21 protein-coding genes are annotated in these 26,831 nt (G+C 50.0%); 20 read left to right on the top strand and 1 reads right to left on the bottom strand.

Annotation, left to right across the window (positions count from 1 at the left end; translation table 11 throughout):
- The first annotated feature begins 114 nt into the window (after positions 1–114).
- The 3 genes from NE473_RS03260 to NE473_RS03270 all read left to right on the top strand — a co-directional run bounded on the left by NE473_RS03260 (position 115) and on the right by NE473_RS03270 (position 7,155).
- Positions 115–654, top strand: coding sequence for an AAA family ATPase (locus NE473_RS03260; protein ID WP_055650002.1), 540 nt, complete (start codon positions 115–117; stop codon positions 652–654).
- Positions 655–1,096: 442 nt separating this feature from the next.
- Positions 1,097–5,656, top strand: a complete 4,560-nt coding sequence (gene gltB / locus NE473_RS03265; RefSeq protein ID WP_055650003.1) for a glutamate synthase large subunit — start codon at positions 1,097–1,099, stop codon at positions 5,654–5,656.
- Between the two features lie 11 nt (positions 5,657–5,667).
- On the top strand, positions 5,668–7,155 hold the full coding sequence (locus tag NE473_RS03270) for a glutamate synthase subunit beta (protein WP_055650004.1): 1,488 nt from the start codon (positions 5,668–5,670) through the stop codon (positions 7,153–7,155).
- Positions 7,156–7,277: 122 nt separating this feature from the next.
- Here NE473_RS03270 and ychF read toward each other — a convergent pair whose 3' ends face one another.
- Positions 7,278–8,375 carry a redox-regulated ATPase YchF gene (ychF, locus tag NE473_RS03275; protein WP_006773707.1) on the bottom strand — a complete coding sequence of 366 codons (1,098 nt, stop codon included), beginning with the start codon at positions 8,373–8,375 and terminating at the stop codon, positions 7,278–7,280.
- A gap of 263 nt (positions 8,376–8,638) precedes the next feature.
- On the opposite strand from ychF, the gene lgt reads away from it, so the two are divergent.
- From lgt to hflC, 17 genes are all read left to right on the top strand, one after another.
- Positions 8,639–9,517: a prolipoprotein diacylglyceryl transferase gene (lgt, locus tag NE473_RS03280; RefSeq protein WP_006775855.1), complete on the top strand. Its 879-nt coding sequence runs from the start codon at positions 8,639–8,641 to the stop codon at positions 9,515–9,517.
- A 1-nt stretch (position 9,518) separates the two neighbouring features.
- Positions 9,519–9,671, top strand: a complete 153-nt coding sequence (locus tag NE473_RS03285; RefSeq protein WP_006775856.1) for an aspartyl-phosphate phosphatase Spo0E family protein — start codon at positions 9,519–9,521, stop codon at positions 9,669–9,671.
- Between the two features lie 199 nt (positions 9,672–9,870).
- Complete coding sequence (mraZ, locus tag NE473_RS03290) at positions 9,871–10,296, top strand: division/cell wall cluster transcriptional repressor MraZ (protein ID WP_002603390.1); 426 nt, start codon at positions 9,871–9,873, stop codon at positions 10,294–10,296.
- Complete coding sequence (rsmH, locus tag NE473_RS03295; RefSeq protein ID WP_022033219.1) at positions 10,293–11,231, top strand: 16S rRNA (cytosine(1402)-N(4))-methyltransferase RsmH; 939 nt, start codon at positions 10,293–10,295, stop codon at positions 11,229–11,231. The genes mraZ and rsmH overlap by 4 nt, the downstream gene beginning before the upstream one ends.
- 17 nt (positions 11,232–11,248) lie before the next feature.
- Positions 11,249–11,734, top strand: coding sequence for a septum formation initiator family protein (locus NE473_RS03300; RefSeq protein WP_006775860.1), 486 nt, complete (start codon positions 11,249–11,251; stop codon positions 11,732–11,734).
- Entirely contained in the window at positions 11,712–13,967 is a 2,256-nt protein-coding gene (locus tag NE473_RS03305; protein WP_055650005.1) for a peptidoglycan D,D-transpeptidase FtsI family protein, read from the top strand. The genes NE473_RS03300 and NE473_RS03305 overlap by 23 nt, the downstream gene beginning before the upstream one ends.
- 49 nt (positions 13,968–14,016) lie before the next feature.
- Positions 14,017–15,774 (top strand): peptidoglycan D,D-transpeptidase FtsI family protein, encoded by a 1,758-nt coding sequence (locus NE473_RS03310; RefSeq protein WP_055650092.1) that lies wholly within the window; start codon positions 14,017–14,019, stop codon positions 15,772–15,774.
- 111 nt (positions 15,775–15,885) lie between these two features.
- Positions 15,886–16,854 carry a phospho-N-acetylmuramoyl-pentapeptide-transferase gene (gene mraY / locus NE473_RS03315; RefSeq protein WP_022033216.1) on the top strand — a complete coding sequence of 323 codons (969 nt, stop codon included), beginning with the start codon at positions 15,886–15,888 and terminating at the stop codon, positions 16,852–16,854.
- Between the two features lie 16 nt (positions 16,855–16,870).
- Entirely contained in the window at positions 16,871–18,217 is a 1,347-nt protein-coding gene (murD, locus tag NE473_RS03320; RefSeq protein WP_022033215.1) for a UDP-N-acetylmuramoyl-L-alanine--D-glutamate ligase, read from the top strand.
- A gap of 46 nt (positions 18,218–18,263) precedes the next feature.
- Positions 18,264–19,415: an FtsW/RodA/SpoVE family cell cycle protein gene (locus NE473_RS03325; protein WP_006775867.1), complete on the top strand. Its 1,152-nt coding sequence runs from the start codon at positions 18,264–18,266 to the stop codon at positions 19,413–19,415.
- A gap of 91 nt (positions 19,416–19,506) precedes the next feature.
- Positions 19,507–20,757 carry a UDP-N-acetylglucosamine 1-carboxyvinyltransferase gene (gene murA, locus NE473_RS03330; protein ID WP_055650006.1) on the top strand — a complete coding sequence of 417 codons (1,251 nt, stop codon included), beginning with the start codon at positions 19,507–19,509 and terminating at the stop codon, positions 20,755–20,757.
- Entirely contained in the window at positions 20,754–21,482 is a 729-nt protein-coding gene (locus NE473_RS03335; protein ID WP_055650007.1) for a cell division protein FtsQ/DivIB, read from the top strand. Before murA ends, NE473_RS03335 begins: the two co-directional genes overlap by 4 nt.
- Before the next feature lie 119 nt (positions 21,483–21,601).
- Complete coding sequence (gene ftsZ, locus NE473_RS03340; RefSeq protein WP_006775871.1) at positions 21,602–22,891, top strand: cell division protein FtsZ; 1,290 nt, start codon at positions 21,602–21,604, stop codon at positions 22,889–22,891.
- A gap of 85 nt (positions 22,892–22,976) precedes the next feature.
- Positions 22,977–23,318 (top strand): hypothetical protein, encoded by a 342-nt coding sequence (locus NE473_RS03345; protein WP_006775872.1) that lies wholly within the window; start codon positions 22,977–22,979, stop codon positions 23,316–23,318.
- 47 nt (positions 23,319–23,365) lie between these two features.
- Positions 23,366–24,565 carry a hypothetical protein gene (locus NE473_RS03350; protein ID WP_055650008.1) on the top strand — a complete coding sequence of 400 codons (1,200 nt, stop codon included), beginning with the start codon at positions 23,366–23,368 and terminating at the stop codon, positions 24,563–24,565.
- Between the two features lie 370 nt (positions 24,566–24,935).
- Positions 24,936–25,937, top strand: coding sequence for an FtsH protease activity modulator HflK (hflK, locus tag NE473_RS03355; protein ID WP_022033210.1), 1,002 nt, complete (start codon positions 24,936–24,938; stop codon positions 25,935–25,937).
- Positions 25,934–26,806: a protease modulator HflC gene (gene hflC / locus NE473_RS03360; RefSeq protein WP_022033209.1), complete on the top strand. Its 873-nt coding sequence runs from the start codon at positions 25,934–25,936 to the stop codon at positions 26,804–26,806. Before hflK ends, hflC begins: the two co-directional genes overlap by 4 nt.
- Positions 26,807–26,831: the final 25 nt, after the last annotated feature.

Raw genomic sequence — 26,831 nt, forward strand, 5'->3', positions numbered from 1 at the left:
CTTGGCGGAGAGGAAATGATTCTTTTCCGCCAATTTTTTTGCCGAAATACAGCGGGATATCTGGCGTACAGCCTGCCGCCGATGAGAATGTTCATATACTGACGGGAGAAAATTATGGGTACAGGAATTATGATATGCGGCTTAAATGGTACTGGAAAAAGTACATTAGGAAAAGCCCTTGCTGAGAAGCTGCATTTTTATTTCATAGATAATGAAAATCTCTATTTTTCCGGGACAGAGCTTTCCTGCGTCTATGCCGCTCCGCGTACCCGCGAAGAAGCTGAAACTCTTCTTTTCCGCGAGATGAAGGCACATGAGAATTTTGTGTTTGCTTCTGTGAAAGGAGATTATGGGGAAGCTGTCTGTCCCTTTTTTCAGTATGCGGTATTGATTTCTGTTCCAAAGGATATTCGGCTGCAGCGGGTTAAAAACCGTTCTTTTCAGAAATTCGGCAGCAGAATGCTGCCAGGCGGAGATTTATATGGGCAGGAGGAACGGTTTTTTGATTTTGTTAAATCCAGATCAGAGGATACGGTTGAAGAATGGGTGCAGGGCTTAAGGTGTCCTGTCATAAGAATTGACGGGACAAAGCCTGTGGAAGAAAACATAAATCTTATCTTGAAGCAAATAAATTTTTATTCTCTGAGTGTGTAGTTAAGAAGATCATTGAGAAATACTGGAAAAAGGTTAATCGCAGGTAAAAAATCCGCCTAAATTGTTGGAAATTATTAGATTAATATAAAAAATAGATGAATATAAGGGATATAACCATGAAATGTCAAATAATCTGACATCTTATGCAAAAAAAGGGGTTTACAAATGGAACCGGATGTAGTATTATCTAAAAAAGTTAAAGCAAAGGCAGAGAGCGGCAGAAGCCGAAGATGTCATAATAAGAAAATATGGAACACAGGCCCGACGACGAGCATAGTAAGCCGCGGGTCTGTGTTTTTTTGATATCACAGGAAATTACTCCTGTGGTATCAAAAAGCCATCCGAGCAGGACCGCCCTGCGGCGGGCCGCCTTGTGCTTCGACAAAAAATCTGCCGCTGCTTGGTACCCCTGTTAAAAAGTACAGCCAGAAAGGATGAAATTATGGTTAAGAATTCAAAATCTCCCACAGAAAAAAAAGTGCCGGATTTATACGATTCCCGCTTTGAGCATGACAACTGCGGAATCGGTGCGGTTGCCAACATGAAAGGCATAAAGAGTCACAAAACGGTGGAGCAGGCCCTTCATATCGTCGAGAATTTAGAGCACCGTGCAGGGAAGGACGCGGAGGGAAAGACGGGCGACGGAGTCGGCATCATGCTTCAGATTTCGCACAAATTTTTTAAGAAGGTCACGAAATCTCTCGGCATCGAAATCGGAGGCGAGAGAGAGTACGGAGTCGGCATGTTTTTCTTTCCCCAGGATGAGCTTGCCAGAAACCAGGCAAAGAAGATGTTTGAGATTATTGTAAGCAAGGAAGGTCTGGAGTTTTCAGGCTGGAGAGATGTGGAGACGCATCCGGAGCTGATCGGCAAAAGAGCAGTGGACTGCATGCCGTATATTGCCCAGGGCTTTGTAAAGAAACCGGCCGACACGGAGAAAGGACTGGACTTTGACCGGAAGCTTTACGTATCACGGCGTGTATTTGAACAGAGCAACGACAATACATACGTGGTATCGCTGAGCAGCCGTACGATTGTATACAAGGGAATGTTTCTGGTAAAGGAGCTGCGCAGGTTTTTCCCTGATTTACAGGATAAGGATTATGAGTCAGCCATTGCCGTGGTTCACTCCCGGTTCAGCACCAACACGAATCCAAGCTGGATGAGGGCGCATCCCAACCGCCTCATCGTCCACAACGGTGAAATCAACACCATCCGCGGCAATGTGGATAAGATGATGGCGCGGGAAGAAACCATGGAATCGAAGTACTTTAAGTACGATATGCACAAGGTGCTCCCGATCATCAATCAGGAGGGCTCTGATTCCGCCATGCTGGATAACGCCCTGGAATTCATGGTGATGAGCGGCATGGAGCTTCCCCTGGCCGTTATGGTGACGATCCCGGCCCCCTGGGCCCACGATAAATCCATGCCTCAGGAGATCAAGGATTTTTACAGCTACTACGCAACCATGATGGAACCGTGGGACGGACCGGCCTCCATCGTATTTTCCGACGGTGATCTCGTCGGTGCGGTTCTGGACAGAAACGGGCTTCGGCCGTCCAGATACTACATTACAGATGATGATCAGATGATCCTGGCCTCAGAGGTGGGTGCCATCGACATTGAACAGAACCATGTGGTCAGAAAGGAGCGCCTCCGTCCCGGAAAAATGCTTCTGATCGACACCGTTAAGGGCTGTCTGGTGTCCGACAGCGAGCTGAAGGAGACGTATGCGTCGAGGCAGCCTTACGGCGAATGGCTGGATTCCAATTTAATCGAGCTGAAGGATCTGCCGATCCCCAACAAGGGGGTTCCGGATATGAGTGCGGAACGGCGCTCCAGACTTCAGAAAGCCTATGGCTATACCTACGAGGAATACAAGACCATGATTCTTCCCATGGCCTTAAACGGAGCAGAGGCGGTATCTGCCATGGGAGCCGACAGTCCGCTGGCAGTGCTGAGCAGAAAGCATCAGCCGCTGTTTAACTACTTTAAGCAGATGTTTGCGCAGGTGACGAATCCGCCGATTGACTCTATCCGGGAAGAGATTGTGACGTCGACTGCGGTATACGTTGGCGAAGAGGGGAATATTCTGGAGGAAACGGCGGAAAACTGTAAGATTCTGAAGGTCAGCAACCCGATTTTGACATGCACGGACTTAATGAAGATCAAATACATGAAGCGGCCGGGTTTCCAGACGGAAGTCATTCCGATCACCTATTATAAGAACACATCCCTGGAAAAAGCGATTGACAGACTGTTCCTGGAGGTCGACCGGGCACACCGGGATGGGGCGAATATTATCATTCTCTCCGATCGGGATATCGATGAGAATCACGTGCCGATTCCGTCGCTTCTGGCGGTATCCGCCCTGCAGCAGCATCTGGTGAAGACGAAGAAACGTACCTCTGTGGCGCTGATTCTGGAGAGCGGAGAGCCCAGAGAGGTACACCATTTCGCCGCCCTTTTAGGATACGGGGCCTGCGCGGTCAATCCGTATCTGGCGCAGGAATCGATCCGGGCTCTGATTGAAAGCGGAATGCTGGAAAAGGACTATTACGCCGCGGTGGAAGATTATAATAACGCAGTACTCCATGGAATTGTTAAGATTGCGTCGAAAATGGGCATTTCCACGATCCAGTCGTATCAGGGGGCGCAGATCTTTGAGGCCATCGGCATTTCAAAGAGTGTGGTGGAAAAGTATTTTACTGATACAGTGAGCCGCGTTGGCGGCATTACGCTGGACGATATCGCCAATGATGTGGATACACTCCATTCCATGGCTTTTGATCCTCTGGGGCTTGATGTGGATCTGACGCTGGAGAGCGTCGGAAGCCATAAGGCGAGGGCAGGTCAGGAGGAACATCTCTACAATCCGCTTACCATTCATTTGCTTCAGGAGGCGGCCAGAACGGGAAGCTACGAGACGTTTAAACAGTACACGCACGCACTGAATGAAGAAGGCCAGACGGTGAATCTAAGGAGCCTGATCGACTTCGATTATACGAAGCAGAAGGCCGTTCCCATCGATGAGGTGGAAAGCGTGGAATCCATTGTGAAGCGGTTTAAAACCGGCGCCATGTCCTACGGCTCCATCTCCGGAGAAGCCCATGAGACCCTGGCCATCGCCATGAACAGGATTCATGGGAAATCCAACAGCGGCGAAGGCGGAGAGAGCCTGGAGCGTCTGACGGTGGGCGCCGACGGGCTGAACCGGTGTTCTGCAATCAAACAGGTGGCTTCCGGACGGTTCGGTGTGACCTCCCGCTATTTAGTCAGCGCAAAAGAGATCCAGATCAAGATGGCCCAGGGGGCGAAGCCCGGCGAGGGCGGCCAGCTTCCGGGCGGCAAGGTGTATCCGTGGGTGGCAAAGACGAGACATTCCACAACGGGAGTGGGACTGATCTCTCCGCCGCCGCATCACGATATCTACTCCATCGAGGATCTGGCGCAGCTGATCTACGATTTAAAGAATTCCAACACCGAGGCCAGAATCTCGGTGAAGCTGGTATCGGAAGCGGGGGTTGGAACCGTGGCGGCGGGTGTCGCCAAAGCGGGGGCACAGGTGATCCTGATTTCCTCTTTTGACGGAGGCACGGGAGCGGCTCCGAGAAACTCCATTTACAATGCAGGACTTCCATGGGAGCTGGGAGTGGCGGAAGCGCATCAGACTCTGATCATGAATGGTCTGCGCGATAAAGTGATTCTGGAGACCGACGGCAAGCTGATGACAGGCCGCGATGTGGCGATTGCCTGCATGCTGGGCGCCGAGGAGTTTGGGTTTGCGACAGCACCGCTCGTAACCATGGGATGCGTGATGATGCGTGTCTGCAACCTGGACACATGTCCGGTGGGCATTGCAACGCAGAATCCGGAGCTTCGGAAGCGTTTTAAGGGAAAACCGGAATACGTGGTCAATTTTATGTATTTCATTGCCCAGGAACTGCGGGAGTATATGGCTAAGCTGGGAATCCGTACGGTGGATGAACTGGTGGGACGCACCGATCTGCTGAAGAAGAAGGAGCATATTTCCTCCAAACGGGCGGATAAGGTAGATCTGTCCGCTATACTGGGAAATCCGTACGCGGGCCAAAAACTGGCCGGTTACAACCACAAATCAGTCTACAGCTTTGAACTGGAGAAGACGATTGATGAAAAAATCCTTTTGAAGAAGCTGAGACCGGCACTGATCAACGGGCAGAAGAAGAGCATTCAGATCGACGTTTCCAACACGGACCGTGCATTGGGAACCATGTTCGGATCTGAGATTACGAGGCTGTATCCCGAAGGACTTCCGGAAGATACGTATACCGTGAACTGTACGGGAAGCGGCGGCCAGAGCTTTGGTGCGTTTATTCCGAAGGGGCTGACACTGGAGCTGGTGGGAGACAGCAATGATTACTTCGGCAAGGGCTTATCCGGAGGAAAACTGATCGTCTATCCGCCTAAGGGTGTGACCTTTCGGGCGGAGGAAAACATCATTATCGGCAACGTGGCTCTATACGGGGCAACCAGCGGAAAGGCGTTTATCTGCGGAGTGGCAGGCGAGCGGTTCTGTGTACGCAATTCCGGCGCCACCGCGGTGGTGGAAGGCGTGGGAGACCACGGATGCGAGTATATGACAGGCGGCCGTGTCGTTGTGCTGGGATCGACAGGCAAGAATTTTGCGGCCGGTATGAGCGGCGGAATTGCCTATGTTCTGGATGAAAAAAGGGATTTGTATAAGCGGCTGAACAAGGAGATGGTTTCCTTTGAGGAGGTTACCAATAAGTACGATGTTCTGGAGCTGAAGGAAATGATAAAAGAGCATGTGGCTTACACCAATTCTGCAAGAGGAAAAGAGATTCTCGACAGCTTTGGAGAGTATCTTCCGAAATTTAAGAAGATTATGCCTCACGATTACCGCCGGATGATGAATACCATCGTCCAGATGGAGGAGAAGGGCTTAAGCAGTGAGCAGGCGCAGATCGAGGCATTTTATGCAAATACGAAGAAGTGAGGAGGAAAAACATGGGAAAGCCAACAGGATTTTTAGAATATGACAGAATGACAGGAAGGGCGGCAGACCCCAAAAGCCGGATTAAGAATTACGATGAATTCCACCTTCCACTTTCGGAGAAGGAGCAGAGATGCCAGGGAGCCCGCTGCATGGACTGCGGCGTGCCGTTCTGCCAGTCGGGAGTGATGATAAAGGGAATGGTTTCCGGCTGTCCCCTGAACAATCTGATCCCGGAATGGAACGATCTGGTCTATACGGGGACGTGGGACCAGGCGTATAACCGTTTAAAAAAGACCAACAGCTTTCCGGAGTTTACCTCCCGGGTGTGTCCCGCTCCTTGTGAAGCGGCCTGCACCTGCGGGTTAAACGGAACTCCGGTGGCGATTAAGGAGAATGAGGGAGCCATTATACGGCGTGCTTATGAGACGGGTATCGCCGGCCCGAAGCCGCCGAAGATCAGGACCGGGAAAACGGTGGCCGTCATCGGCTCCGGACCGGCCGGTCTGGCTGCGGCGGACCAGTTAAATAAGCGGGGCCACAGTGTGACGGTGTTCGAGCGGGAAGACCGCATCGGTGGTCTGCTGATGTATGGAATCCCCAATATGAAGCTGGAAAAATGGGTGATTGACCGGAAGGTGGAGGTGATGAAGGAGGAGGGAATCTCGTTTGTCACAGGAGCCGATGTGGGAAAGAACCACAAGACAAAGGATATCTTAAAGGATTTTGACCGCGTGATCCTGGCCTGCGGTGCGTCCAATCCCCGCGATATTAAGGTGCCGGGAAGAGACTCGGAGGGAATTTATTTTGCGGTGGATTTTCTCAAATCCACGACGAAGAGTCTTCTGAATTCCAATATGCAGGATAAGTCGTATCTGCCGGCGAAGGGAAAGCATGTGATTGTCATCGGAGGCGGTGATACGGGGAATGACTGTGTGGGGACCGTCATCCGCCACGGCTGTGCGTCGGTTCTTCAGCTGGAAATGATGCCGAAGCTTCCTGAGAAGAGGACGCCTGACAACAGCTGGCCGGAATGGCCGCGGGTGACGAAGACGGATTACGGTCAGGAGGAAGCCATCGCCGTGTTTGGCTCCGATCCCAGGCTGTATCAGACGACGGTGAAGGAGTTTGTAAAGGATAAAAACGGAAAAGTGGCAAAAGCCGTGCTTCTTTCGCTGGAACCGAAAAAGGATGAGAAGACGGGCCGGATCACGATGGAACCGGTGGCCGGAAGCGAGAAGGAGGCAGCTGCTGATCTGGTACTGATTGCCGCGGGATTTTCAGGGTGCCAGAGTTATGTGGCGGATGCCTTCGGCGTGAAGCTGAATGCAGGAACGAATGTGGAGACAGAGGCAGGAAGATATAAGACGAATGTGGAGCGGGTGTTTACCGCAGGGGATATGCGGAGAGGGCAGTCGCTGGTGGTCTGGGCGATCCGGGAAGGAAGAGAGGCGGCGAAGGAGGTCGATGAGAACCTGATGGGGTATACGCTGCTGGAGTAAATGTGATGAAGTTGGACGGGGGAGAACACAGGAGACTGGGAGAAAAAATAAAAGCCGGAAATCTTTAGCTGCAGGATTTCCGGCTTTTATTTCACGGTAATTGCTATGAATGCAGTGGCTGGTTATACGTTGAATCGGAAGAGTACAACATCCCCGTCTTTTACCACATACTCTTTTCCTTCCATTCGGACAAGGCCCTTTTCCTTAGCCGCTGTATAAGTGCCGCAGTCGAGGAGATCCTGGTAGTTGACTACCTCGGCTTTGATGAAGCCGCGCTCGAAATCGGAGTGGATCTTGCCGGCGGCCTGGGGGGCCTTGGTTCCCACTTTGATGGTCCATGCTCTCGTCTCTGTTGGGCCTGCCGTTAAATAGCTGATGAGGCCCAGGAGATGATAGCTGGCGGCGATCAGTTTTTCGAGGCCGGATTCGGTAAGGCCTAAGTCCTCTAAGAACATCTTGCGCTCGTCCTCCTCCAGTTCGGCGATTTCCTGCTCAATCTGGGCACAGATAACGAACACTTCACTGCCGTTCCCCGCCGCGAAGCCGCGGACCTGCTTTACGTATTCATTGGATGCACCGTCGTCGGCCAGGTCGTCTTCGCTTACGTTGGCGGCGAAGATGACCGGCTTGTAAGTGAGAAGATTTAAGGAGGCAACGAATTCCTGTGCATCGTCATCATCAAATTCCATGCTGCGGGCCAGCTTGCCATCTTCTAAGTGAGCCTTCACCGCCTTTAAGATCTCCAGCTCTTTTGCCAGAGATTTATCGTTAAAAGCGCTCTTTGCCGTCTTGGAGATTCGTCTCTCCAGAATCTCCAGATCGGAGAAGATCAGCTCTAAATCGATGGTATCAATATCTCTTAACGGATCCACACTGCCATCCACGTGGATGACGTTGCCATCCTCGAAGCAGCGGACAACGTGTACAATGGCGTCCACTTCTCTGATGTTGGAAAGAAACTGGTTTCCCAGACCTTCGCCCTTGGAAGCGCCTTTTACGAGTCCCGCGATGTCCACAAATTCGATGACCGCGGGAGTGATTTTTGCTGAGTCATAGAGAGCGGCCAGCTTTCCCAGGCGCTCATCCGGCACGGGAACTACGCCTACGTTTGGATCAATCGTACAGAACGGATAGTTGGCCGATTCCGCGCCGGCCTTTGTAAGAGAGTTGAAGAGTGTGCTTTTACCTACATTCGGCAGTCCAATAATTCCTAATTTCATAATTCATTACCTTCCTGTAATTTTATTATCTATTGATTCCATCCACATTTCAGAGATCGGACTCAAAATGACATAATAACTATGTTTTTTAGGTTGATTTTTTTCTGTAACTAATATAGAATAGCATATTATCCATAAAAATAAAAGAGTCAAACTGAACTTGCTCCTGATTTTGTCGAATTATGGTCGAATATGTCGGGCGAATCTGTTTGATTTTTGGCATATCACGGGGTAAAATAAAGAAAACATGAAAGGAGAAAACAATGGCAAATACGGCAGATATTAGTTTTGTGCATTTGGGGATTACCATCGACCATTTGCAGAACAGTATCTCGATATTTGGATTCCGCATAGCGTTTTACGGGATTATCATTGGGATTGGAATACTGGCTGGTCTCTGGGTTGCGACGAGCGACGCGAAAAGGAGGGGACAGGACCCTGATATATATCTGGATTTTGCCCTGTATGGAATTATCTTTTCTATTATAGGAGCTCGTATCTATTACGTCATTTTTGACTGGGAGAATTACAGGGACAACCTGATTCAGATCTTTAACTTAAGGGCAGGCGGACTGGCTATATACGGTGGGGTAATTGCCGCGGTCATTACGCTGACTGTCTATACCAGAAAGAAAAAGCTTTCTTTCTTTTCAATGGCTGACAGCGGCTGCCTTGGACTGATAACCGGACAGATTATAGGAAGATGGGGAAACTTCTTTAACTGTGAGGCGTTTGGCGGATATACGGACAGCCTTTTTGCCATGAGAATCAGAAGAGCGCTGGTCAACGAAAGCATGATATCCCAGGATCTGTTAAACCATCTGATTGTGAAGGACGGTGTCGAATATATACAGGTACATCCGACCTTTCTATATGAATCAGTCTGGAACCTGGGGGTATTGGCATTCATGCTGTGGTATCGCAAACGTAAGAAGTTTAATGGGGAAATGCTTCTTATTTACCTGCTGGGATATGGTCTGGGGAGAGTCTGGATCGAAGGGCTCAGAACGGACCAGCTTATATTCTTTAACACGGGAATTGCTGTATCCCAGGCATTGTCATTGGTATTAGTAGTGATATCAGCTTTGGTGCTCATCTGGAAACACAGACAGATACGATTAAAGAGCAAAGGAGAAGACTGATATGATATCAAAAGAAGAGCTGATCTGCAAGATCGAAGAGGCAAGAGATAAATTAAACAGAAGTATTGACACCGAGCAGGACAGCGGCACTGTCTATAAAAGAAGTGTGGAGCTGGATCAACTGATAGAACAATATATAGTAGCCGGTTATTAAAAATAGGGTTTGTTTTAAGGCGGTAACGTAATCATACGTTATCGTCTTATTTTTTTTGTGTTTTTTAGAAAATTACCTTGCTATTTCCTTACAAATGTACTAAAATTAATCTACAAGTGGTGGAAAGTGGTACAAAGTGGTAGAGAATGGAGGAAGAGTGGTGTAAACTCTCTCTCCGATGTACAAGCAGGTGATTAGTATGTTCATGGGCGAATACAATCATACAGTCGATGCAAAAGGGCGTCTGATCGTCCCATCGAAGTTCAGAGAACAGCTTGGTGAAGAGTTCGTCGTGACGAAGGGCTTGGATGGCTGTTTATTTGTGTATGACAACGAAGAGTGGAAAGCCCTTGAAGAAAAATTAAAAAGCCTGCCGCTGACCAACACAAACGCCAGAAAGTTTAACAGATTCTTTCTGGCCGGTGCATCTTCCTGTGAAGTGGACAAGCAGGGAAGGATTCTCCTTCCGGCTGTGCTCCGTGAGTTCGCGGGTATCGAAAAGGATGCAGTGCTTGTGGGTGTAGGAAGCCGCATTGAAATCTGGAGCAAGGATGCGTGGACAGCAGCCAATACATATGATGATATGGAAGAAATCGCTGAGAATATGGAAGGACTTGGAATATGATGTTTGAACACAAGTCAGTGCTGCTTTACGAAACCATTGACAGCCTGAATGTAAAACCAGATGGAATTTATGTGGATGGAACGCTTGGGGGCGGAGGACATGCTCTGGAAGTATGCAGACGCCTCGGGGAATACGGAAGATTAATCGGAATTGACCAGGATGCGGACGCCATCGCGGCGGCATCAGAGCGGCTTCGTGACTATGAAGACAGAGTTACGATCGTGAGAAGCAATTACGAAGAGATACAATCGGTACTAAAGGATTTAGGGATCGAAAAGGCAGACGGCATTTATCTGGATCTTGGAGTTTCCTCCTACCAGCTGGACACACCGGAACGGGGATTTACGTACCGGGAGGAGGACGCTCCGCTGGATATGAGGATGGATCAGAGAAATACACGGACGGCCGCCGATATCGTGAATACGTACAGTGAATTTGATTTATACAGAATAATCCGTGACTACGGAGAGGACAAGTTTGCTAAGAATATCGCAAAACATATCGTGAGGGCCAGAGAGACAAAACGGATTGAGACTACAGGAGAATTAACAGAGATTATTAAGGAAGCGGTTCCCGCAAAGGTTCGTGCGGTGGGCGGTCATCCTTCAAAGAAGACGTTCCAGGCGATCCGGATCGAACTGAATCAGGAACTGGAGGTTTTAAATAATTCTATTGATACGATGATCGACTTATTGAACCCGGGTGGAAGGCTGGCTGTTATCACCTTCCATTCGCTGGAAGACAGAATCGTAAAGATTCGCTTCCGTAATAATGAGAATCCCTGTACCTGTCCGCCGGATTTTCCAGTATGTGTCTGCGGCAAAGTCAGCAAAGGCCGGGTAATCACCAGAAAACCTGTTGTACCGTCAGAAGAAGAGATTAACGGGAACAAGAGATCGAAGAGTTCGAAGCTTCGAGTATTTGAGCGGATTTAAAAAGGGAGGAAAAGAGCATGGCTGCTAGAAAGAATGTGCATTCTTACCGTAGTGCTGCCTACGTACAGGGAAATGCTGTCCGTAAGCTGGAACCTGAGCGCGTACCGGTAAGACGTTCACCAGATGAAGTACGCCGTCCGGCTGTAAACCATAAAGTCAGACGGAACCGTGAAAAAGCCTTACAGATGGATTTGCCTTATGTAATTATGCTGACCATCGCAGCAGTCTGTACGCTCTATTTGTGTGTGAATTATCTGCATCTTCAGTCTTCCATCACGACGCGGATTCATACGATCGAGAACCTGGAAGCGGAGCTGGAGATGTTAAAGACTGAGAACGATGCCCTGCAGACGAACATTAATACTTCCGTTGATTTGGACCATGTATACAAAGTTGCCACAGAGGAACTTGGCATGGTCTACGCCAATAAAAATCAGATTCTTCAGTATGATAAGACGGAAAGTGAGTATGTAAGGCAGAATGAAGACATCCCGAAACACTAAGCATAAAAATAGAAAAACGAAGATATTTCCAAGATACATGCAGGAAAAGCTGGCGATTACCGTCTTGGTAGTTACGCTGGCTTTGTTTGCATTGGTTATGGTCTTATACGATTTGATGACCAACAAAAAGGATGATTTTAACCAGATCGTTCTGTCACAGCAGGAGTATGACAGCCGTACCATTCCGTTCCGGCGGGGCGATATTCTGGACCGCAACGGAACGTATCTGGCGACGAGTGAGAAGGTGTATAATCTGATTCTGGATCCCAAGCAGATTATGTCGGACCCGGATGCCTACTTAGAGGCATCGGTAAGCGCCCTGGTGGACTGCTTCGGTTACGACCGGACGGAGATGATGAATCTGATCAATGAGAAAAAGGACAAATACTATATCCGCTATGCCAAACAGCTGACTTACGATCAGAAAGAAAATTTTGAGAAGTATAAGGACCAGAAGAGAGATGAGTTCAAGAAGGCCGGAGACGGAAAGGGCATTCGCGGAATCTGGTTTGAAGATGAATATAAGAGAATCTATCCCTACAATTCTGTGGGCTGCAATGTGATCGGTTTTGCCAGAGACGACGGCATGGACGGAAGCGGCGGGATCGAGCAGTACTACAACTCCACGCTGATGGGAACCAACGGCAGGGAGTACGGCTATTTAAATGACGATTCCAATCTGGAGCGGGTCATCAAACCGGCGTCCAACGGCAATACGGTCGTATCCACGATTGATACCAACGTTCAGAAGATTGTTGAGAAGTATATTACGGAATGGGAACAGGAAGTCGGAAGCAAACGGGTGGGGGTTATCGTCATGGATCCCAATAATGGTGAGGTCCTGGCTATGGCCAACGATAAGTCTTTCGATTTAAACAATCCCAGACAGCTCCGTCCGGAGTACACGGACGATGTGGTGAAGCAGCTGGGCATTCAGGAGGCTATCGACGATTACCGCAGAAAAAATAAGGACGCGGAACCTCTGACAGAGGACAACGTTTACGCCCACTACTCCAACGATGAGATCATGTCCCTCGGAAAGCAGGTGGCGTGGAATCAGACGTGGCGTAATTTCTGTATCAGCGACGGGTTTGAGCCGGGGTCCACTGCCAAGATCTTTACGGTGGCGGCGGCGCTGGAGGAAGGCGCTATCACCGGCAATGAGACGTATACGTGTAACGGTAAGCTGGAGATCGGAGGCTGGCCCATCAGCTGTGTGAACCGGTACGGTCACGGCGATTTAACAGTGGAGCAGGGTCTGATGAAGTCGTGTAATGTCGTTATGATGCAGATCGCCCAGAAGGTGGGAAAGCAGAAATTCTACAAATACCAGCAGCAGTTTGGCTTCGGCTCCAAGACCGGTATCGATCTTCCAGGCGAGGCGGACAACAAGGCTCTTATGTATACTGCGGAGACCGCTGATCCGGCATCTCTTGCAACCAACGCCTTCGGGCAGAACTTTAACTGCTCCATGATTCAGATGGCGGCAGCCTACTGTTCGGTCATCAACGGCGGATCGTATTATGAACCCCATGTGGTGAAACAGATTTTAAATGAACAGGGATCGATTGTGAAAAAGATGGATCCGGTACTGGTTCGTGAGACTGTTTCGGAATCCACCACAAAGTTTATTAACGAGGCTCTCTATAAGACGGTAAACGCCCAGGGCGGTACCGGCTCTGCCGCCAGAGTGGAAGGTTATAAAATCGCAGGTAAAACAGGAACTGCTGAGAAGGTAGGGCGTGACAAGACAAACTATGTCGTATCCTTCTGCGGCTATGCACCTGCCGATAATCCCCAGGTCCTTGTATATGTGGTCGTGGATGAGCCGCATGTGGAGGAACAGGCTCACAGTACGTATGCCAGCGGAATCTTTCAGAAGATTATGACAGAGATTCTTCCTTATTTAAATATATTCCCGGATACGGATATTACGCCGTCACTTCCGGAGGGCGGGCAGGCAGAACTGCCATCCGAAGAGGGAATCACCAGCTCCACAGAAGGCTCTTCAGAAGAATCCACGGAGGAGAGCACAGAAGCGGGAACACTGGAAAATGGAGAGACGATTCCGCCGGAGGCTCTCGATCCTTCCGAGGAAGCGGTAATCGGTCCAAGCGAAGAGGCAGGCTACGGCCTTCCGGGCGCGCTGCCGGGACAGACGAATCCGGTGCGGCTGCCTCAGACCAGCTCCTCGTCCGCAGAAGCTTCCGAAACGGAGACAAAGGGAGAATAAAAGTGCAGGAATTTCATATACTGTAACAATGATGACGGTGGAGCAGCGTATGAATTCTAATAAAACACATCACAGAGAGAAGATAGCCATCCTGTTTTTCCTGTTATTTCTTGCCATGACAGGTCTAATGGGGCGGCTGTTTTTTCTTATGATATTTCAGTCCGCCCATTACAGCGCCATGGCGGAGGACTTGCATGAAAGAGAGAGAACGATCAAAGCGGCCAGAGGCAACATCATTGATGCCAATGGAACCGTCATCGCCACCAACAGGACAGTCTGCACCATTTCGGTCATCCACAATCAGATCGAAGAGCCGGATCAGGTGGTGTCGGTTTTAAGCAAAGAACTGGGAATCGAGGAAGATGCTGTCAGAAAAAAGGTGGAAAAGTACAGTTCCAGGGAGATTATTAAGACCAATGTGGACAAAGCCCTGGGCGATCAGATCAGAACGTACCACTTGGCGGGGGTGAAGGTGGATGAGGATTACAAACGGTACTATCCATACGACAGCCTGGCCTCCAAGGTGCTGGGGTTCACGGGAGGAGATAACCAGGGGATCATCGGGCTGGAGGTTAAGTACGAGGATTATTTAAAGGGGATGAACGGGAAGATCTTAACCATGTCCGACGCGGCAGGCATCGAGATTGAAAACGCAGCAGAGGACCGGATCGAACCCATCGCCGGACAGGATTTACACGTAAGTCTTGATGTGAACATCCAGAAGTACTGCGAGCAGGCGGCGTACCAGGTGATGGAGAAAAAGGGCGCAAAGCGGGTCTCCGTCATCGTCATGAATCCGCAGAACGGGGAGATCATGGCTATGGTGAGCACTCCGGAATTTAACTTAAATGATCCGTTTACGCTTCCGGAGGACCCGGGAAATGTGAGTGCCAAGGAGAAACAGGAGCTGTTAAACCAGATGTGGAGAAACCCCTGCATCAACGATACTTACGAGCCGGGATCCACGTTTAAGATCGTGACGGCTGCAGCGGGCCTGGAAGCGGGAGTGGTGAATCTGGAAGACCATTTCTCCTGTCCGGGGTTCCGGATTGTGGAAGACAGAAAGATCCGGTGTCACAAAGTGGGGGGCCACGGTTCCGAGACCTTTCTGCAGGGGATGATGAATTCCTGCAACCCGGTTTTAATCGATGTGGGGCAGCGGCTGGGCGTGGACAATTACTATAAGTATTTTGAACAGTTCGGCCTGAAGGGAAAGACGGGAATCGATCTGCCCGGTGAGGCCGCAACGATCATGCACAAGAAGGAGAACATGGGGCTGGTGGAGCTTGCCACGGTTTCCTTCGGCCAGTCGTTTCAGATTACTCCCATGCAGCTGATTACCACGGCCTCGGCCATCGTAAACGGAGGCACCCGGGTTACGCCTCATTTTGGCGTCCAGGCGGTCAGCGCGGACGGCGAGGTGATTCACAACTTTACCTATCCGGTGAAGGAGGGAATCGTTTCGGCGGAGACGAGCGAAACCATGCGTTATATTCTGGAAAAGGTCGTCTCTGAGGGAAGCGGAAAAAAGGCGTATCTGGAGGGGTACCGCATAGGCGGAAAAACGGCTACATCGGAAAAACTTCCGAGAAGCCTAAAGAAATACATTTCTTCTTTTATTGGTTTTGCACCGGCGGATAATCCGTCCGTAATCGCTCTGATTACCATCGATGAACCACAGGGAATCTACTACGGCGGAACCATTGCGGCGCCTGTCATTGCCGACATTTTTAAGAATATTCTGCCTTATCTGGGAATTGAAGCAACAGAGGAAAAAACTGTTTCCTCGTTTCGATTCTATAGTTGATTATTCAGGAAAAAAGACGTATACTACTAACTGTGCCCCATTTTGCTGAACGAAGCGAGGGGACTGACTGCTGTTTTAAAAGTACGAATACATAAAATATTGAGGTGTGACATGATTAACGAGACGATACTGGCGATTATCATAGCGTTTGCCATAAGCGCGATACTGTGCCCCATAGTAATACCATTTCTTCACAGATTAAAATTTGGCCAGCAGGTCCGGGAAGAGGGACCGGAAAGCCATTTGAAAAAGCAGGGTACTCCCACGATGGGCGGCCTGATTATCCTGACCAGCATCATCATTACTTCTCTGTTCTACGTGAAGGATTATCCGAAGATCATTCCGATTCTGTTCATGACCGTTGGTTTTGGTATTGTGGGTTTTCTGGATGATTATATCAAGATCGTTATGAAACGCTCCGAAGGGCTTAAGCCTTTGCAGAAGATAATCGGCCAGTTTATCATCACAGGCGTCTTTGCATACTATCTTCTGAACTCGAAGGCAGTGGGAACGAGTATGCTGATACCGTTTACCGGCGGTTTTGAACACGGTCTCTATCTGGACCTCGGGATCTTCTTTGTGCCGGTCCTGTTCTTTATTGTGCTGGGAACCGACAACGGCGTGAACTTTACAGACGGACTCGACGGACTCTGTACCAGCGTGACGATTCTGGTGGCGACCTTCTTAACGGTGGTGGCTTTGGGAGAGAAGGCCGGGATCAGCCCGATTACAGGCGCGGTCGTAGGAAGCTTACTGGGATTTCTGCTGTTTAACGTCTATCCGGCCAGAGTGTTTATGGGAGATACCGGTTCCCTGGCGCTCGGCGGGTTTGTGGCATCCAGCGCGTATATGATGCAGATGCCGATTTTTATCGCGATCATTGGATTTATCTATCTGGTGGAGGTTCTGTCAGATATTATACAAATTACGTATTTCAGAAAAACAGGCGGAAAGAGATTTTTTAAGATGGCGCCGATCCATCATCATTTTGAGATGTGCGGCTGGTCTGAGACCAGAGTTGTAGCTGTTTTTTCGATTGTGACGGCGATTCTCTGCCTGCTGGCATACCTTGGACTGTAAAGAAGGAGAGTAACCTATGAGTCAGAAAATATTAGTTGCAGGGAGCGGAAAGAGCGGTATTGCCGCTTCGAAAATGGCGCTCGATACAGAACACGAAGTGATTCTCTACGACAGCAATGAGGCGCTTGATGCGGAGGCGGTCCGGGGGCAGTTTAAAGAGGACGAGGCAATAGAAGTGCTCCTTGGGGAACTGAAAAAAGAGTCATTAAAGGACGTGGGCCTCTGTGTCATCAGTCCCGGAATCCCGCTTGACGCACCGTTTGTCGAAGTGCTTAAGGCGTGTGAGATACCGGTATGGAGCGAGATTCAGCTCGCTTACCACGATGCAAAGGGAAAGCTGGCTGCCATAACGGGGACAAACGGAAAGACGACCACGACATCTCTGGTGGGAGAGATCCTGAGTGCATACTATAAAGAGGTGTTTGTAGTAGGAAATATCGGAACGCCGTACACCTCCACTGCACTCCGCACCACGGACCAGTCTTATACGGTAGCGGAGATCAGCAGCTTTCAGCTGGAAACCATCACGGATTTCAGACCGGATGTGAGCGCGATCCTGAATATTACGCCGGATCATTTAAACCGCCACAAGACGATGGACTGTTACATAAACGTAAAAGAACGCATTGCAGAGAATCAGACAAAGGAGGATGCCTGCATCCTCAATTACGATGATCCGGTCCTGCGCCGGTTCGGGGAGACCATTGCACCGAGAGTCATCTATTTCAGCAGCAGGGAACTGCTTCCTGAGGGAATCTGTCTGGATGGCGACATGATCATACGTAACCACGACGGCGTGCGCATGGAGATTATCAATATCCATGATATGAACCTGCTGGGCCGCCACAACCACGAGAACGTCATGGCCGCAGCCGCTATAGCCATGGAACTGGGCGTTCCGCTGGAGACCATACAGAGCGTGATCCGGGATTTTAAGGCAGTGGAACACCGGATCGAGTTCGTAGCGGAGAAGGCGGGCGTAAAGTACTATAATGACTCCAAGGGAACGAATCCAGACGCGGCGATCCAGGCGGTAAATGCCATGCCGGGTCCCACGATTTTGATTGCGGGAGGCTACGATAAGAATTCCGAGTATGACGAATGGATCAGATCGTTCGGCAAAAAGGTGAGATACATGGTCCTCTTAGGCCAGACGAGAGAGAAAATCGCCGAGTGCGCCGCCAGACATGGCTTTACCAATGTCATGTATGCGGAAGACATGCAGGAGGCGGTCAGAGTTTGTGCATCCTATGCGAATGCCGGAGAATACGTGCTGTTGTCACCCGCCTGCGCCAGCTGGGGCATGTTTAAAGATTATGAAGAGCGGGGCGACATTTTCAAGGAGTGTGTGCGTAATCTGTAGCAGGATGCGGTGATCGCTCATTAAAGTTTTGGCGAGGAGGAATGAGATGGCGGAAAACAGGCCTAATAAGAAGAAAAACAAACCGCGCCGTTTTTATGATTACAGCCTGCTGTTTACGGTGATATTTTTGACCGTGTTCGGTCTGGTTATGATATACAGTTCCAGCTCCTACGCTGCCCAGATAAAGTATGATGATGCGGCCTATTTTATGATGAGACAGGCAAAGATCGCCCTGGCCGGCTTTGTCATCATGCTGATTATCTCCAAGATGGATTACCACTGGTATGCAAGATTTGCCGTTCTGGCCTATGTTCTTTCCTATGTGCTGATGATTGCCACGGCACTGTTCGGTATCGAGAGAAACGGTAAGAAACGGTGGCTCGGAGTGGGCGGTGCCTCAATCCAGCCGACCGAGTTTGTAAAGATCGCCCTGATCGTCATGCTGGCATCCATGATTGTACAGATGGGCAAGAACATCAACGAAAAGAGGGGCGTGGTGCTGGTAATCGTCACCACGCTGCCCATCGCCGGAATTGTAGCGGCCAACAACTTAAGTTCCGGTATTATCATTGCAGGAATCGCGTTTGTCATGCTGTTTGTGGCATGTAAGAAAAAATGGCCGTTTTTTGCCTGCGGGTTTGCAGGCGTGGGGGTGCTGGCATTTGCCGGCCCCATTGCGACGGCCCTGGAAAAGATCGGTCTTTTGAAGGAATACCAGCTTAGCCGTATCTTCGTCTGGCTGGAGCCGGAGAAATACCCTTCCACCGGCGGTTATCAGGTGCTTCAGGGATTATATGCCATCGGTTCCGGCGGACTGGTGGGGAGAGGCTTAGGGGAGAGCATCCAGAAGATGGGATTCGTACCTGAGGCGCAGAACGATATGATATTCTCCATCATCTGTGAGGAACTGGGACTCTTCGGAGCCGTGTCGGTGATTCTGATCTTCCTGTTCATGATCTACCGGTTCATGCTGATTGCAGACAACGCGCCGGATTTATTCGGTGCTCTGCTGGTCGTAGGTGTCATGGGCCACATTGCGATTCAGGTTATCTTAAATATCGCCGTTGTGACCAATACCATTCCCAACACGGGAATCACGCTTCCCTTCATCAGTTACGGAGGCACGTCGGTTTTGTTCCTGATGATGGAAATGGGGATGGTTTTGAGCGTTTCCAATCAGATACGTCTGGAAAGGTGAAAGTCCCCCTCATTTTATTCGGCGGAATGTGATAACCTTTTTCCCGCTTTTTACATAGGATAGTATATAAGAAGCCACGGGAGGTATCGGATTGTCGGTCATAGAAGTCCAGGGGCTTACGCCCTTAGAAGGTGAGATAAAGATCCAGGGTTCCAAGAATGCCGTTCTGCCCATGATGGCGGCGGCTATTCTTCATAAAGGCACGACAGTAATAGAAAATGTCCCCAGGATACAGGATGTGTTCTGTATGCTGGGGATACTTGACAGTATCGGCTGTAAATGCCGTTTGGAAGGAAACCGGCTGAAGATTGATGCATCCGTAGTTACAGAGACGGAAATACCGAAAAAGTTTGTGAAGAGTATGCGCTCCTCGATCATTGTTTCAGGGCCGCTGTTAGGACGGATGAAGAGAGCCGTTACCAGCTTTCCCGGGGGCTGCTCCATCGGGGAACGGCCGATTGACTTACATCTGGCGGCGCTTGACGCGATGGGAGCTATAATCGAAAAGGACGGAGAGGAATTAAAGGCTGTTACGGGACAGCTGACGGGAGCCGATATCCATTTTCCGTTTCCGAGTGTGGGAGCAACAGAGAACGCGCTGATGGCCGCCGTGCTGGCGGAGGGCGTTACCGTGATCCACGGTGCCGCACGGGAACCTGAGATTGAAGAACTCTGCCTGTTTTTAATTGGTATGGGTGCCCGGATTCATGGAGTGGGAAGTTCGAACCTGGTCATTGAAGGGGGGGCCGGCCTCCATGACTCCATATTTACCGTAACCGGCGACAGGATTGTGGCCGGTACTTATCTTCTTGCGGTCATGGCCGCAGAGGGAAATGTGACTCTGACGGGAATCCGGCCGGCTCACATGGAAGCGGTGCTGCGCTGTGCAGAGGAGATGGGGGCAGAGGTCAAGAGATACGATGACCGGATTTCTGCAGCCATGGTGGGCCGTCCGTCGGGGTATCATGTAGTGACCAGCCCGTATCCCGGCTTTCCAACGGATTTACAGTCTCCGATGATGGCGGTGATGTCCGTCGCTGAAGGGGAAGGCCGGTTGGAAGAAACTGTATTTGAGGGAAGATTTGGCACTGTAAAAGAATTGCAGAAACTCGGCGCAGATATTATAATAGAGGATAACAGGGCCGATATCCACGGGCTGTACCCCTTAACAGGGGCGGAGGTGGCTGCCAGGGATTTGCGCGGCGGCGCCGCACTGGTGGTTGCGGGCCTGGCCTCGCGGGGTGTGACGCGGATTACAGACTGCAGTCATATCGAGCGGGGGTATGAAGATATCTGCCGGGACTTAAGGAGCCTTGGTGCTGTGATTAGAGGAATGGAATGATAAGACCAGAAAAAAGCAAACGAAAAATCGTAATCGGGATTGCGGCGGCGGTTATCGTCCTACTGGCGGTAATCTTAATGTCCATCCGGATTACAGAGATTACAGTAACGGGTAATAAACAGGTGACCGCCGATGAACTGCGCGGTCTGCTGTTTAAGGATAAGTGGGACCGGAATACGATTTACTGCTTTTACAAAGATCATTTTAAGGAACATGAGCAGATTCCGTTCGTAGAAGATTATAAAATCGTATTCCAGAGCCCGACAAAAGTGGAAGTCATCGTTTACGAAAAGAGTGTTGTCGGATACGTTTCCTATATGGGAAGCTATATGTATTTCGATAAGGACGGTATTATCGTGGAGAGCTCCAGCAATAAGCTTCCGGGAATCCCATGGATAACAGGACTGAAGTACGGCCATATCGCCCTGCACCAGCCCCTCCCCGTGGAAAATAATAAGATTTTCGATGAAATCCTGAATCTGACTCAGCTGCTGTCGACTCATGAGATCACGGTGGACAGGATCCAGTATGACACTCATGGCAATGCAAGCCTGATCCTGGGTGACATTACCGTCTATCTCGGCAGCAACGACCAGATGAGCGGAAAGATTTCCGAACTGAAGGATCAGCTCCCCGTGCTGGCCGGCCTTTCGGGGACTCTGTATCTGGACACCTATGACGAGGCTGAGACGGCCACATCGTACCGGTTTGTAAAAAATAAATAAAATTTCCAATCATAACTTATAATTTTGTTGAAAAAGTGGTTGATATTTTCGGTAAAATCAAATATTATATTAGATAGGTCTATAGAGTAAGCTGTTTATGGTTAAAGGAGGATATAATCTTGTTAGAGATTAAGATAAATGAGGCGGATAATGCGGCAAGAATTCTGGTAATCGGTGTGGGCGGTGCCGGAAATAACGCCGTAAACCGTATGATTGATGAGAGTATCGCCGGTGTGGAATTCATCGGAATTAATACAGACAAGCAGGCTCTTCAGTTCTGCAAGGCCCCGACAGCCATGCAGATCGGAGAAAAACTGACAAAGGGGCTTGGCGCAGGCGCGAAGCCTGAGATCGGTGAGAAAGCCGCTGAGGAGAGTTCAGAAGAGCTGGCTCAGGCCATGAAAGGGGCGGACATGGTGTTCGTCACCTGCGGTATGGGCGGCGGCACAGGAACCGGTGCGGCTCCCGTTGTTGCCAAGATTGCAAAAGATATGGGGATTCTGACAGTAGGCGTTGTCACAAAGCCGTTCCGCTTTGAGGCAAAGACGCGTATGTCGAATGCGATTGCAGGTATCGAGCGCTTAAAAGAGAGCGTGGATACCTTAATTGTGATTCCCAATGACCGTCTGCTTGAGATTGTGGACAGGCGTACCACCATGCCGGATGCGCTGAAGAAGGCGGATGAAGTCCTTCAGCAGGCAGTGCAGGGCATTACAGACTTAATCAATGTTCCGGGTCTCATCAACCTGGATTTCGCCGATGTTCAGACCGTCATGACGGACAAGGGCATCGCACATATCGGTATCGGTAAGGCGAAGGGCGACGAGAAGGCTCTCGATGCCGTGAAGCAGGCCGTATCCAGCCCGCTGTTAGAGACCACCATCGAAGGCGCCTCTCACGTTATCATCAATATCTCCGGCGATATCAGCCTGATCGAGGCCAATGAAGCGGCCAGCTACGTTCAGGAGATGGCGGGAGATGACGCGAACATCATCTTCGGCGCCATGTATGACGAGACAGCTCAGGACGAAGCCAGCATTACCGTGATTGCCACCGGCCTTGATATGGGAAGTGAAACCCCTGTCGGCAAGGTTATGACAAGCTTCGGCGGCAGTGCATCCGGCTATACGAGACCGCAGAAACCGGCGGCTCAGCCTGCTCAGAACCAGAATCCTAACCCGAATCAGGAGGCAGCGGCAACCGCACCTGCTTACAATCCGAATTATAACCCGAATTACGGCAGCCCGAACTATGGAAACCAGGGATACAATCCAAACTATAACAAGCCGAATTATGGCGGACAGGCCGGTGCACCAGGTGCTTCCCAGGGTGCCGGACAGCCATACAGACCAACCGTAAACAGAGAAGTTCAGATCAATATTCCGGATTTCTTAAAGAATAAGAGATAAGATGCTACATAATGGGGGGTGCTGCAGATGGCCTTAGCAAAGCGCTGGGACTATCTGCAGCACTCCCTGTTTTAAACGGAGGGAAATGATGTCAGAAGAAAAGAAAACCCGTGAGGACGACTGGGAGCTGTCGGAAGCGTATTATAAGCGCGAGGAAGGGGAGAAAGAATTATCCCTGGAGGATTTTATCACCGAAGAGGATTTACAGGCGGATGGAGCGATGCTTCAGCCCAATCACGATGAACTGCTAAAGAAGACGGCGGAGGATGTACACCGTGTTATGGAGCTGTCTCTGCAGGGATACAACATCGAGAGAATCACGGAGACGACCGGACTTGACAGCCAGTATGTGTATAATATTCTGGTCTGTGCTCAGGGCTTCCGGGAGGATGATGAGATCGCAGTGGCTCATCTTGTTCTGGGATAAGGCATCAGGCGCTTTTCGATACGACGGAGAAAGAGGGGGTACGAGCGATGATAAAAAAGATGTGTCCGGTTTGTGATCTGCCTGTAAATGCAGGAAATTACTGTCCGCGCTGCAGAAGGGTTATCAGGAAGCCATATACGCAGAATGTAGATTATTACCTGAATGAGAGACATCCGGTGCATGAAGCGGAGTGTGACTTCCATAATCCGTATCTGGAGGCGGATCATCACGGGGAAAGCAGCCGTCCTGCCGGGTCGGTTCCGGGAAAAGATACTCCGGGCAGAAATACTCCAGGCGGAAATACTCCAGGCGGAACGGTTCCGGGCAGGCCGGGGCAGAATCCGTCATCAGGCGCAGGAACCTTTCATGGAAGCCGGACGCAGGGAACGGCGGTCCAGACAGGACGGCCGGCACAGATGGGCCAGATAAGGCAGCCGGGACAGGCGCCACAGCGAAGCGGCGGACTGAATGGATCCTACAGGAGCCCGGCAGGTACCGGAAGTGTGAAGCCGGAGGGCACGAAGAATCACACGGGTAAAACCGTACTGATTACGGCGGTGACTGGCCTTGCTGCAGTTGCCGTGATAGCGTTTGTAAATGTAGGGGGCCTTCTGCGCGATTCCATCAGGGGATCCGTGGAAACGACAGAGGCATATAGCTACAATTATGAATCAGACTTTACAGAGCTGAGCGATGAGGAGGTAATGGAGGCCGGTGAGCGGTGTCTGGGATTCTACCATTTTCCGGCGGATGGTGCATATGTGAGTGAGCAGATGCTGAAGGCCGCGGAGAGTTCCGGTTTTGGATACAGTCTTGATTCTGATGAATTTTATACGGACAATTATCTCTACGAGGACACCTCGTATTATGAAAGCATCAGAAGCTTTTATCTGACGGATTCCGGGGCTGAGACGGCGGAGGGCGAATATAGTTACCAGTATGTGGATGTGAATTATGATACTGCTACCGGGGAACTTCATGATTATATTTCCCGGCTTAACAGCGGCGAAGCCTCTCTTGAATTTCTGGAACGTTTTTTGACTGCAACGGAAGAGAGCAGCGGAATCGCCTTGGAAGACAGGAAAACAGGCGAAATTATGGAGGAAGCCCGGGATATAGCGAAGCAGGGGCAGAGCAGCTATATCTATGAAGGGATGTTCGCCATTGAAATTTACAGATATGAGGGAGAGGATGCCATGTATGTCTATGTATCCTATAATGATCCGGAAGCAGGATCGGAATTGTAGTAACAGTCCAGAAGATGAGCCGTCTGAACTGTTACGAAGTGCAGGCCGTGAGCGGTATCGAAAGGGCCGTGAACCATGTGATATTTTCTTGACAATCCAGTTGAATTATGATATAGTATTCTCAATCGTAAGAGGGAGTAGCTTCCAGTCCCGGGACTGGATAAGATTGCGTCAGAACGATAAAGTAACATTTATCCGCATACTTATGAAATGTGCAAGACTTTTATTGATAACCGTTTGGCTGTCAATAAAAGTCTTTTTTGATATCATGGAAAAGAACTCCCCGGTTTACAGAAAGGAAACGCGGCCGCGTTTTCAGAAGTCCTTACGAGAGATACCAGAAACCTACAGAAAGAAAGGCGGAGAAATTATGGAAACATTTGATCCCGAAAAGAAACCAAAGTTAAAGAAAGTGTCAGGTCTGCTTAAGAAATCAGGAGTAGCCGCAGTGCTGGTGATAGCGATTCCCGTGATAGGTCTTAGCTCTGTTTATAATATTCAGGAACAGGAGCAGGCGGTGCTTACGACGCTGGGAACGGCGAAGGCGGTAGCGGAGCCCGGTCTGCATTTTAAAATCCCGTTTATTCAGAGGGTGCAGAAGGTAAATACCACCATTCAGGGAGTGGCGATCGGATACGACCCGTCGGATAACCAGTCGGAGGAAGCAGATTCTTTGATGATTACCAGTGATTATAATTTTGTAAACGTGGATTTCTTCGTGGAGTACAAGGTAGTGGATCCGGTGAAGGCCGTCTATGCATCGCAGGATCCGTTTACCATTTTGCAGAATATCAGCAGGAGCTGCATCCGTACCGTAATAGGGAGCTATGATGTGGACTCGGTGCTGACCAATGGAAAAAATGAGATACAGTCCAAGGTGAAAGAAATGATTATGAATAAGCTGGAGCAGCACGATGTGGGGCTTTCCGTTGTCAACGTCACAATCCAGGATTCCGAGCCCCCGACTGTAGAGGTTATGGAGGCCTTTAAGGCAGTGGAAACAGCCAAACAGGGGAAGGAAACCGCGATTAACAATGCGAACAAGTACCGCAATGAAAAGCTTCCGGAAGCCACGGCGCAGACAGATAAGATACTGCAGGAGGCAGAGTCTTCAAAGGTGCAGCGTGTCAACGAGGCCAATGCGGAGGTTGCAAAATTTAACGCCATGTACGTGGAATACAGCAGGAATCCGGAAGTGACGAGGAAGCGTATGTTCTACGAGGCCATGGAGGATGTACTGCCGGGAATGAAGGTGATCATCGACGGCACCGGCAAGACGGAAACGATTCTGCCTTTAGACAGCTTTACCGGTTCCGGCGCGCAGAGTACGGCTGAAGAAGCAGATTATGGAACAGAGGAGGCTGCAGAATGAAAAAAACATTGAAAAAAGTGACGGGAACTATTGCAGGACTGGCCGTCGTTATAGTATTATTAGGTTCAGTTGTAGTAACAAATGAAAATGAATATAAGCTGATCCGGCAGTTTGGCCGTGTGGAACGGGTTGTGGATACGGCAGGAGTTACACTGAAGCTTCCGTTTATTCAGACGGCGGATACCCTGCCGAAGCAGATCCTTTTGTATGATCTGGCGGCATCTGATGTGATCACCATGGATAAGAAGACCATGCTGAGTGACAGCTATGTGCTGTGGCGCATTACAGATCCTCTGAAGTTTGCCCAGACGCTGAACTCTTCCGTAGCGAATGCGGAGGGAAGAATTGACACGGTGGTTTATAACTCCGTTAAAAATGTGATCAGCAGCATGAGCCAGAATGAGGTCATCAGCGGCCGGGATGGGGAACTGTCCCAGGCTATTATGACAAATGTTGGAGACAGCATGGCTGAATATGGAATTACACTGCTGGCCGTGGAGACGAAGCGGCTGGATCTGCCTGCCGATAATAAGGCGGCGGTTTATGAGCGCATGATTTCGGAGCGGGATAAGATCGCGGCCACCTATACAGCGGAGGGGCAGGCCGAGGCACAGAAGATCAGAAATACAACGGACCGCGAAATTGCCATCAGCATTTCTGATGCGAAAGCGCAGGCGGCGGCGATTACGGCGGACGGTGAGGCCGAATATATGAGAATTATGGCGGAGGCGTACCGCGATCCGCAGAAGGCCGAGTTCTATTCCTACACCAGGTCGCTGGAGGCTGCGCGGGCATCGTTAAAGGGAGACGGCAATACGCTGATTCTTCCCGCGGATTCACCGATTGCCCGGATTTTTATGGGGCAGTAAAGTCGGATATTACGAAAGACAGGAG

The sequence above is a fragment of the Hungatella sp. SL.1.14 genome (genome assembly GCF_024460495.1).
Classification (GTDB): Bacteria; Bacillota; Clostridia; order Lachnospirales; family Lachnospiraceae; genus Hungatella; species Hungatella hathewayi.

What these genes read in the sequence shown, in the direction of transcription:
- NE473_RS03260 (WP_055650002.1), top strand. Translation starts at nt 115, where the DNA reads ATGGGTACAGGAATTATGATATGCGGCTTAAATGGTACTGGAAAAAGT.
- gltB (WP_055650003.1), top strand. Translation starts at nt 1,097, where the DNA reads ATGGTTAAGAATTCAAAATCTCCCACAGAAAAAAAAGTGCCGGATTTA.
- NE473_RS03270 (WP_055650004.1), top strand. Translation starts at nt 5,668, where the DNA reads ATGGGAAAGCCAACAGGATTTTTAGAATATGACAGAATGACAGGAAGG.
- ychF (WP_006773707.1), bottom strand. Translation starts at nt 8,375, where the DNA reads ATGAAATTAGGAATTATTGGACTGCCGAATGTAGGTAAAAGCACACTC.
- lgt (WP_006775855.1), top strand. Translation starts at nt 8,639, where the DNA reads ATGGCAAATACGGCAGATATTAGTTTTGTGCATTTGGGGATTACCATC.
- NE473_RS03285 (WP_006775856.1), top strand. Translation starts at nt 9,519, where the DNA reads ATGATATCAAAAGAAGAGCTGATCTGCAAGATCGAAGAGGCAAGAGAT.
- mraZ (WP_002603390.1), top strand. Translation starts at nt 9,871, where the DNA reads ATGTTCATGGGCGAATACAATCATACAGTCGATGCAAAAGGGCGTCTG.
- rsmH (WP_022033219.1), top strand. Translation starts at nt 10,293, where the DNA reads ATGATGTTTGAACACAAGTCAGTGCTGCTTTACGAAACCATTGACAGC.
- NE473_RS03300 (WP_006775860.1), top strand. Translation starts at nt 11,249, where the DNA reads ATGGCTGCTAGAAAGAATGTGCATTCTTACCGTAGTGCTGCCTACGTA.
- NE473_RS03305 (WP_055650005.1), top strand. Translation starts at nt 11,712, where the DNA reads ATGAAGACATCCCGAAACACTAAGCATAAAAATAGAAAAACGAAGATA.
- NE473_RS03310 (WP_055650092.1), top strand. Translation starts at nt 14,017, where the DNA reads ATGAATTCTAATAAAACACATCACAGAGAGAAGATAGCCATCCTGTTT.
- mraY (WP_022033216.1), top strand. Translation starts at nt 15,886, where the DNA reads ATGATTAACGAGACGATACTGGCGATTATCATAGCGTTTGCCATAAGC.
- murD (WP_022033215.1), top strand. Translation starts at nt 16,871, where the DNA reads ATGAGTCAGAAAATATTAGTTGCAGGGAGCGGAAAGAGCGGTATTGCC.
- NE473_RS03325 (WP_006775867.1), top strand. Translation starts at nt 18,264, where the DNA reads ATGGCGGAAAACAGGCCTAATAAGAAGAAAAACAAACCGCGCCGTTTT.
- NE473_RS03335 (WP_055650007.1), top strand. Translation starts at nt 20,754, where the DNA reads ATGATAAGACCAGAAAAAAGCAAACGAAAAATCGTAATCGGGATTGCG.
- NE473_RS03345 (WP_006775872.1), top strand. Translation starts at nt 22,977, where the DNA reads ATGATGTCAGAAGAAAAGAAAACCCGTGAGGACGACTGGGAGCTGTCG.
- NE473_RS03350 (WP_055650008.1), top strand. Translation starts at nt 23,366, where the DNA reads ATGATAAAAAAGATGTGTCCGGTTTGTGATCTGCCTGTAAATGCAGGA.
- hflK (WP_022033210.1), top strand. Translation starts at nt 24,936, where the DNA reads ATGGAAACATTTGATCCCGAAAAGAAACCAAAGTTAAAGAAAGTGTCA.
- hflC (WP_022033209.1), top strand. Translation starts at nt 25,934, where the DNA reads ATGAAAAAAACATTGAAAAAAGTGACGGGAACTATTGCAGGACTGGCC.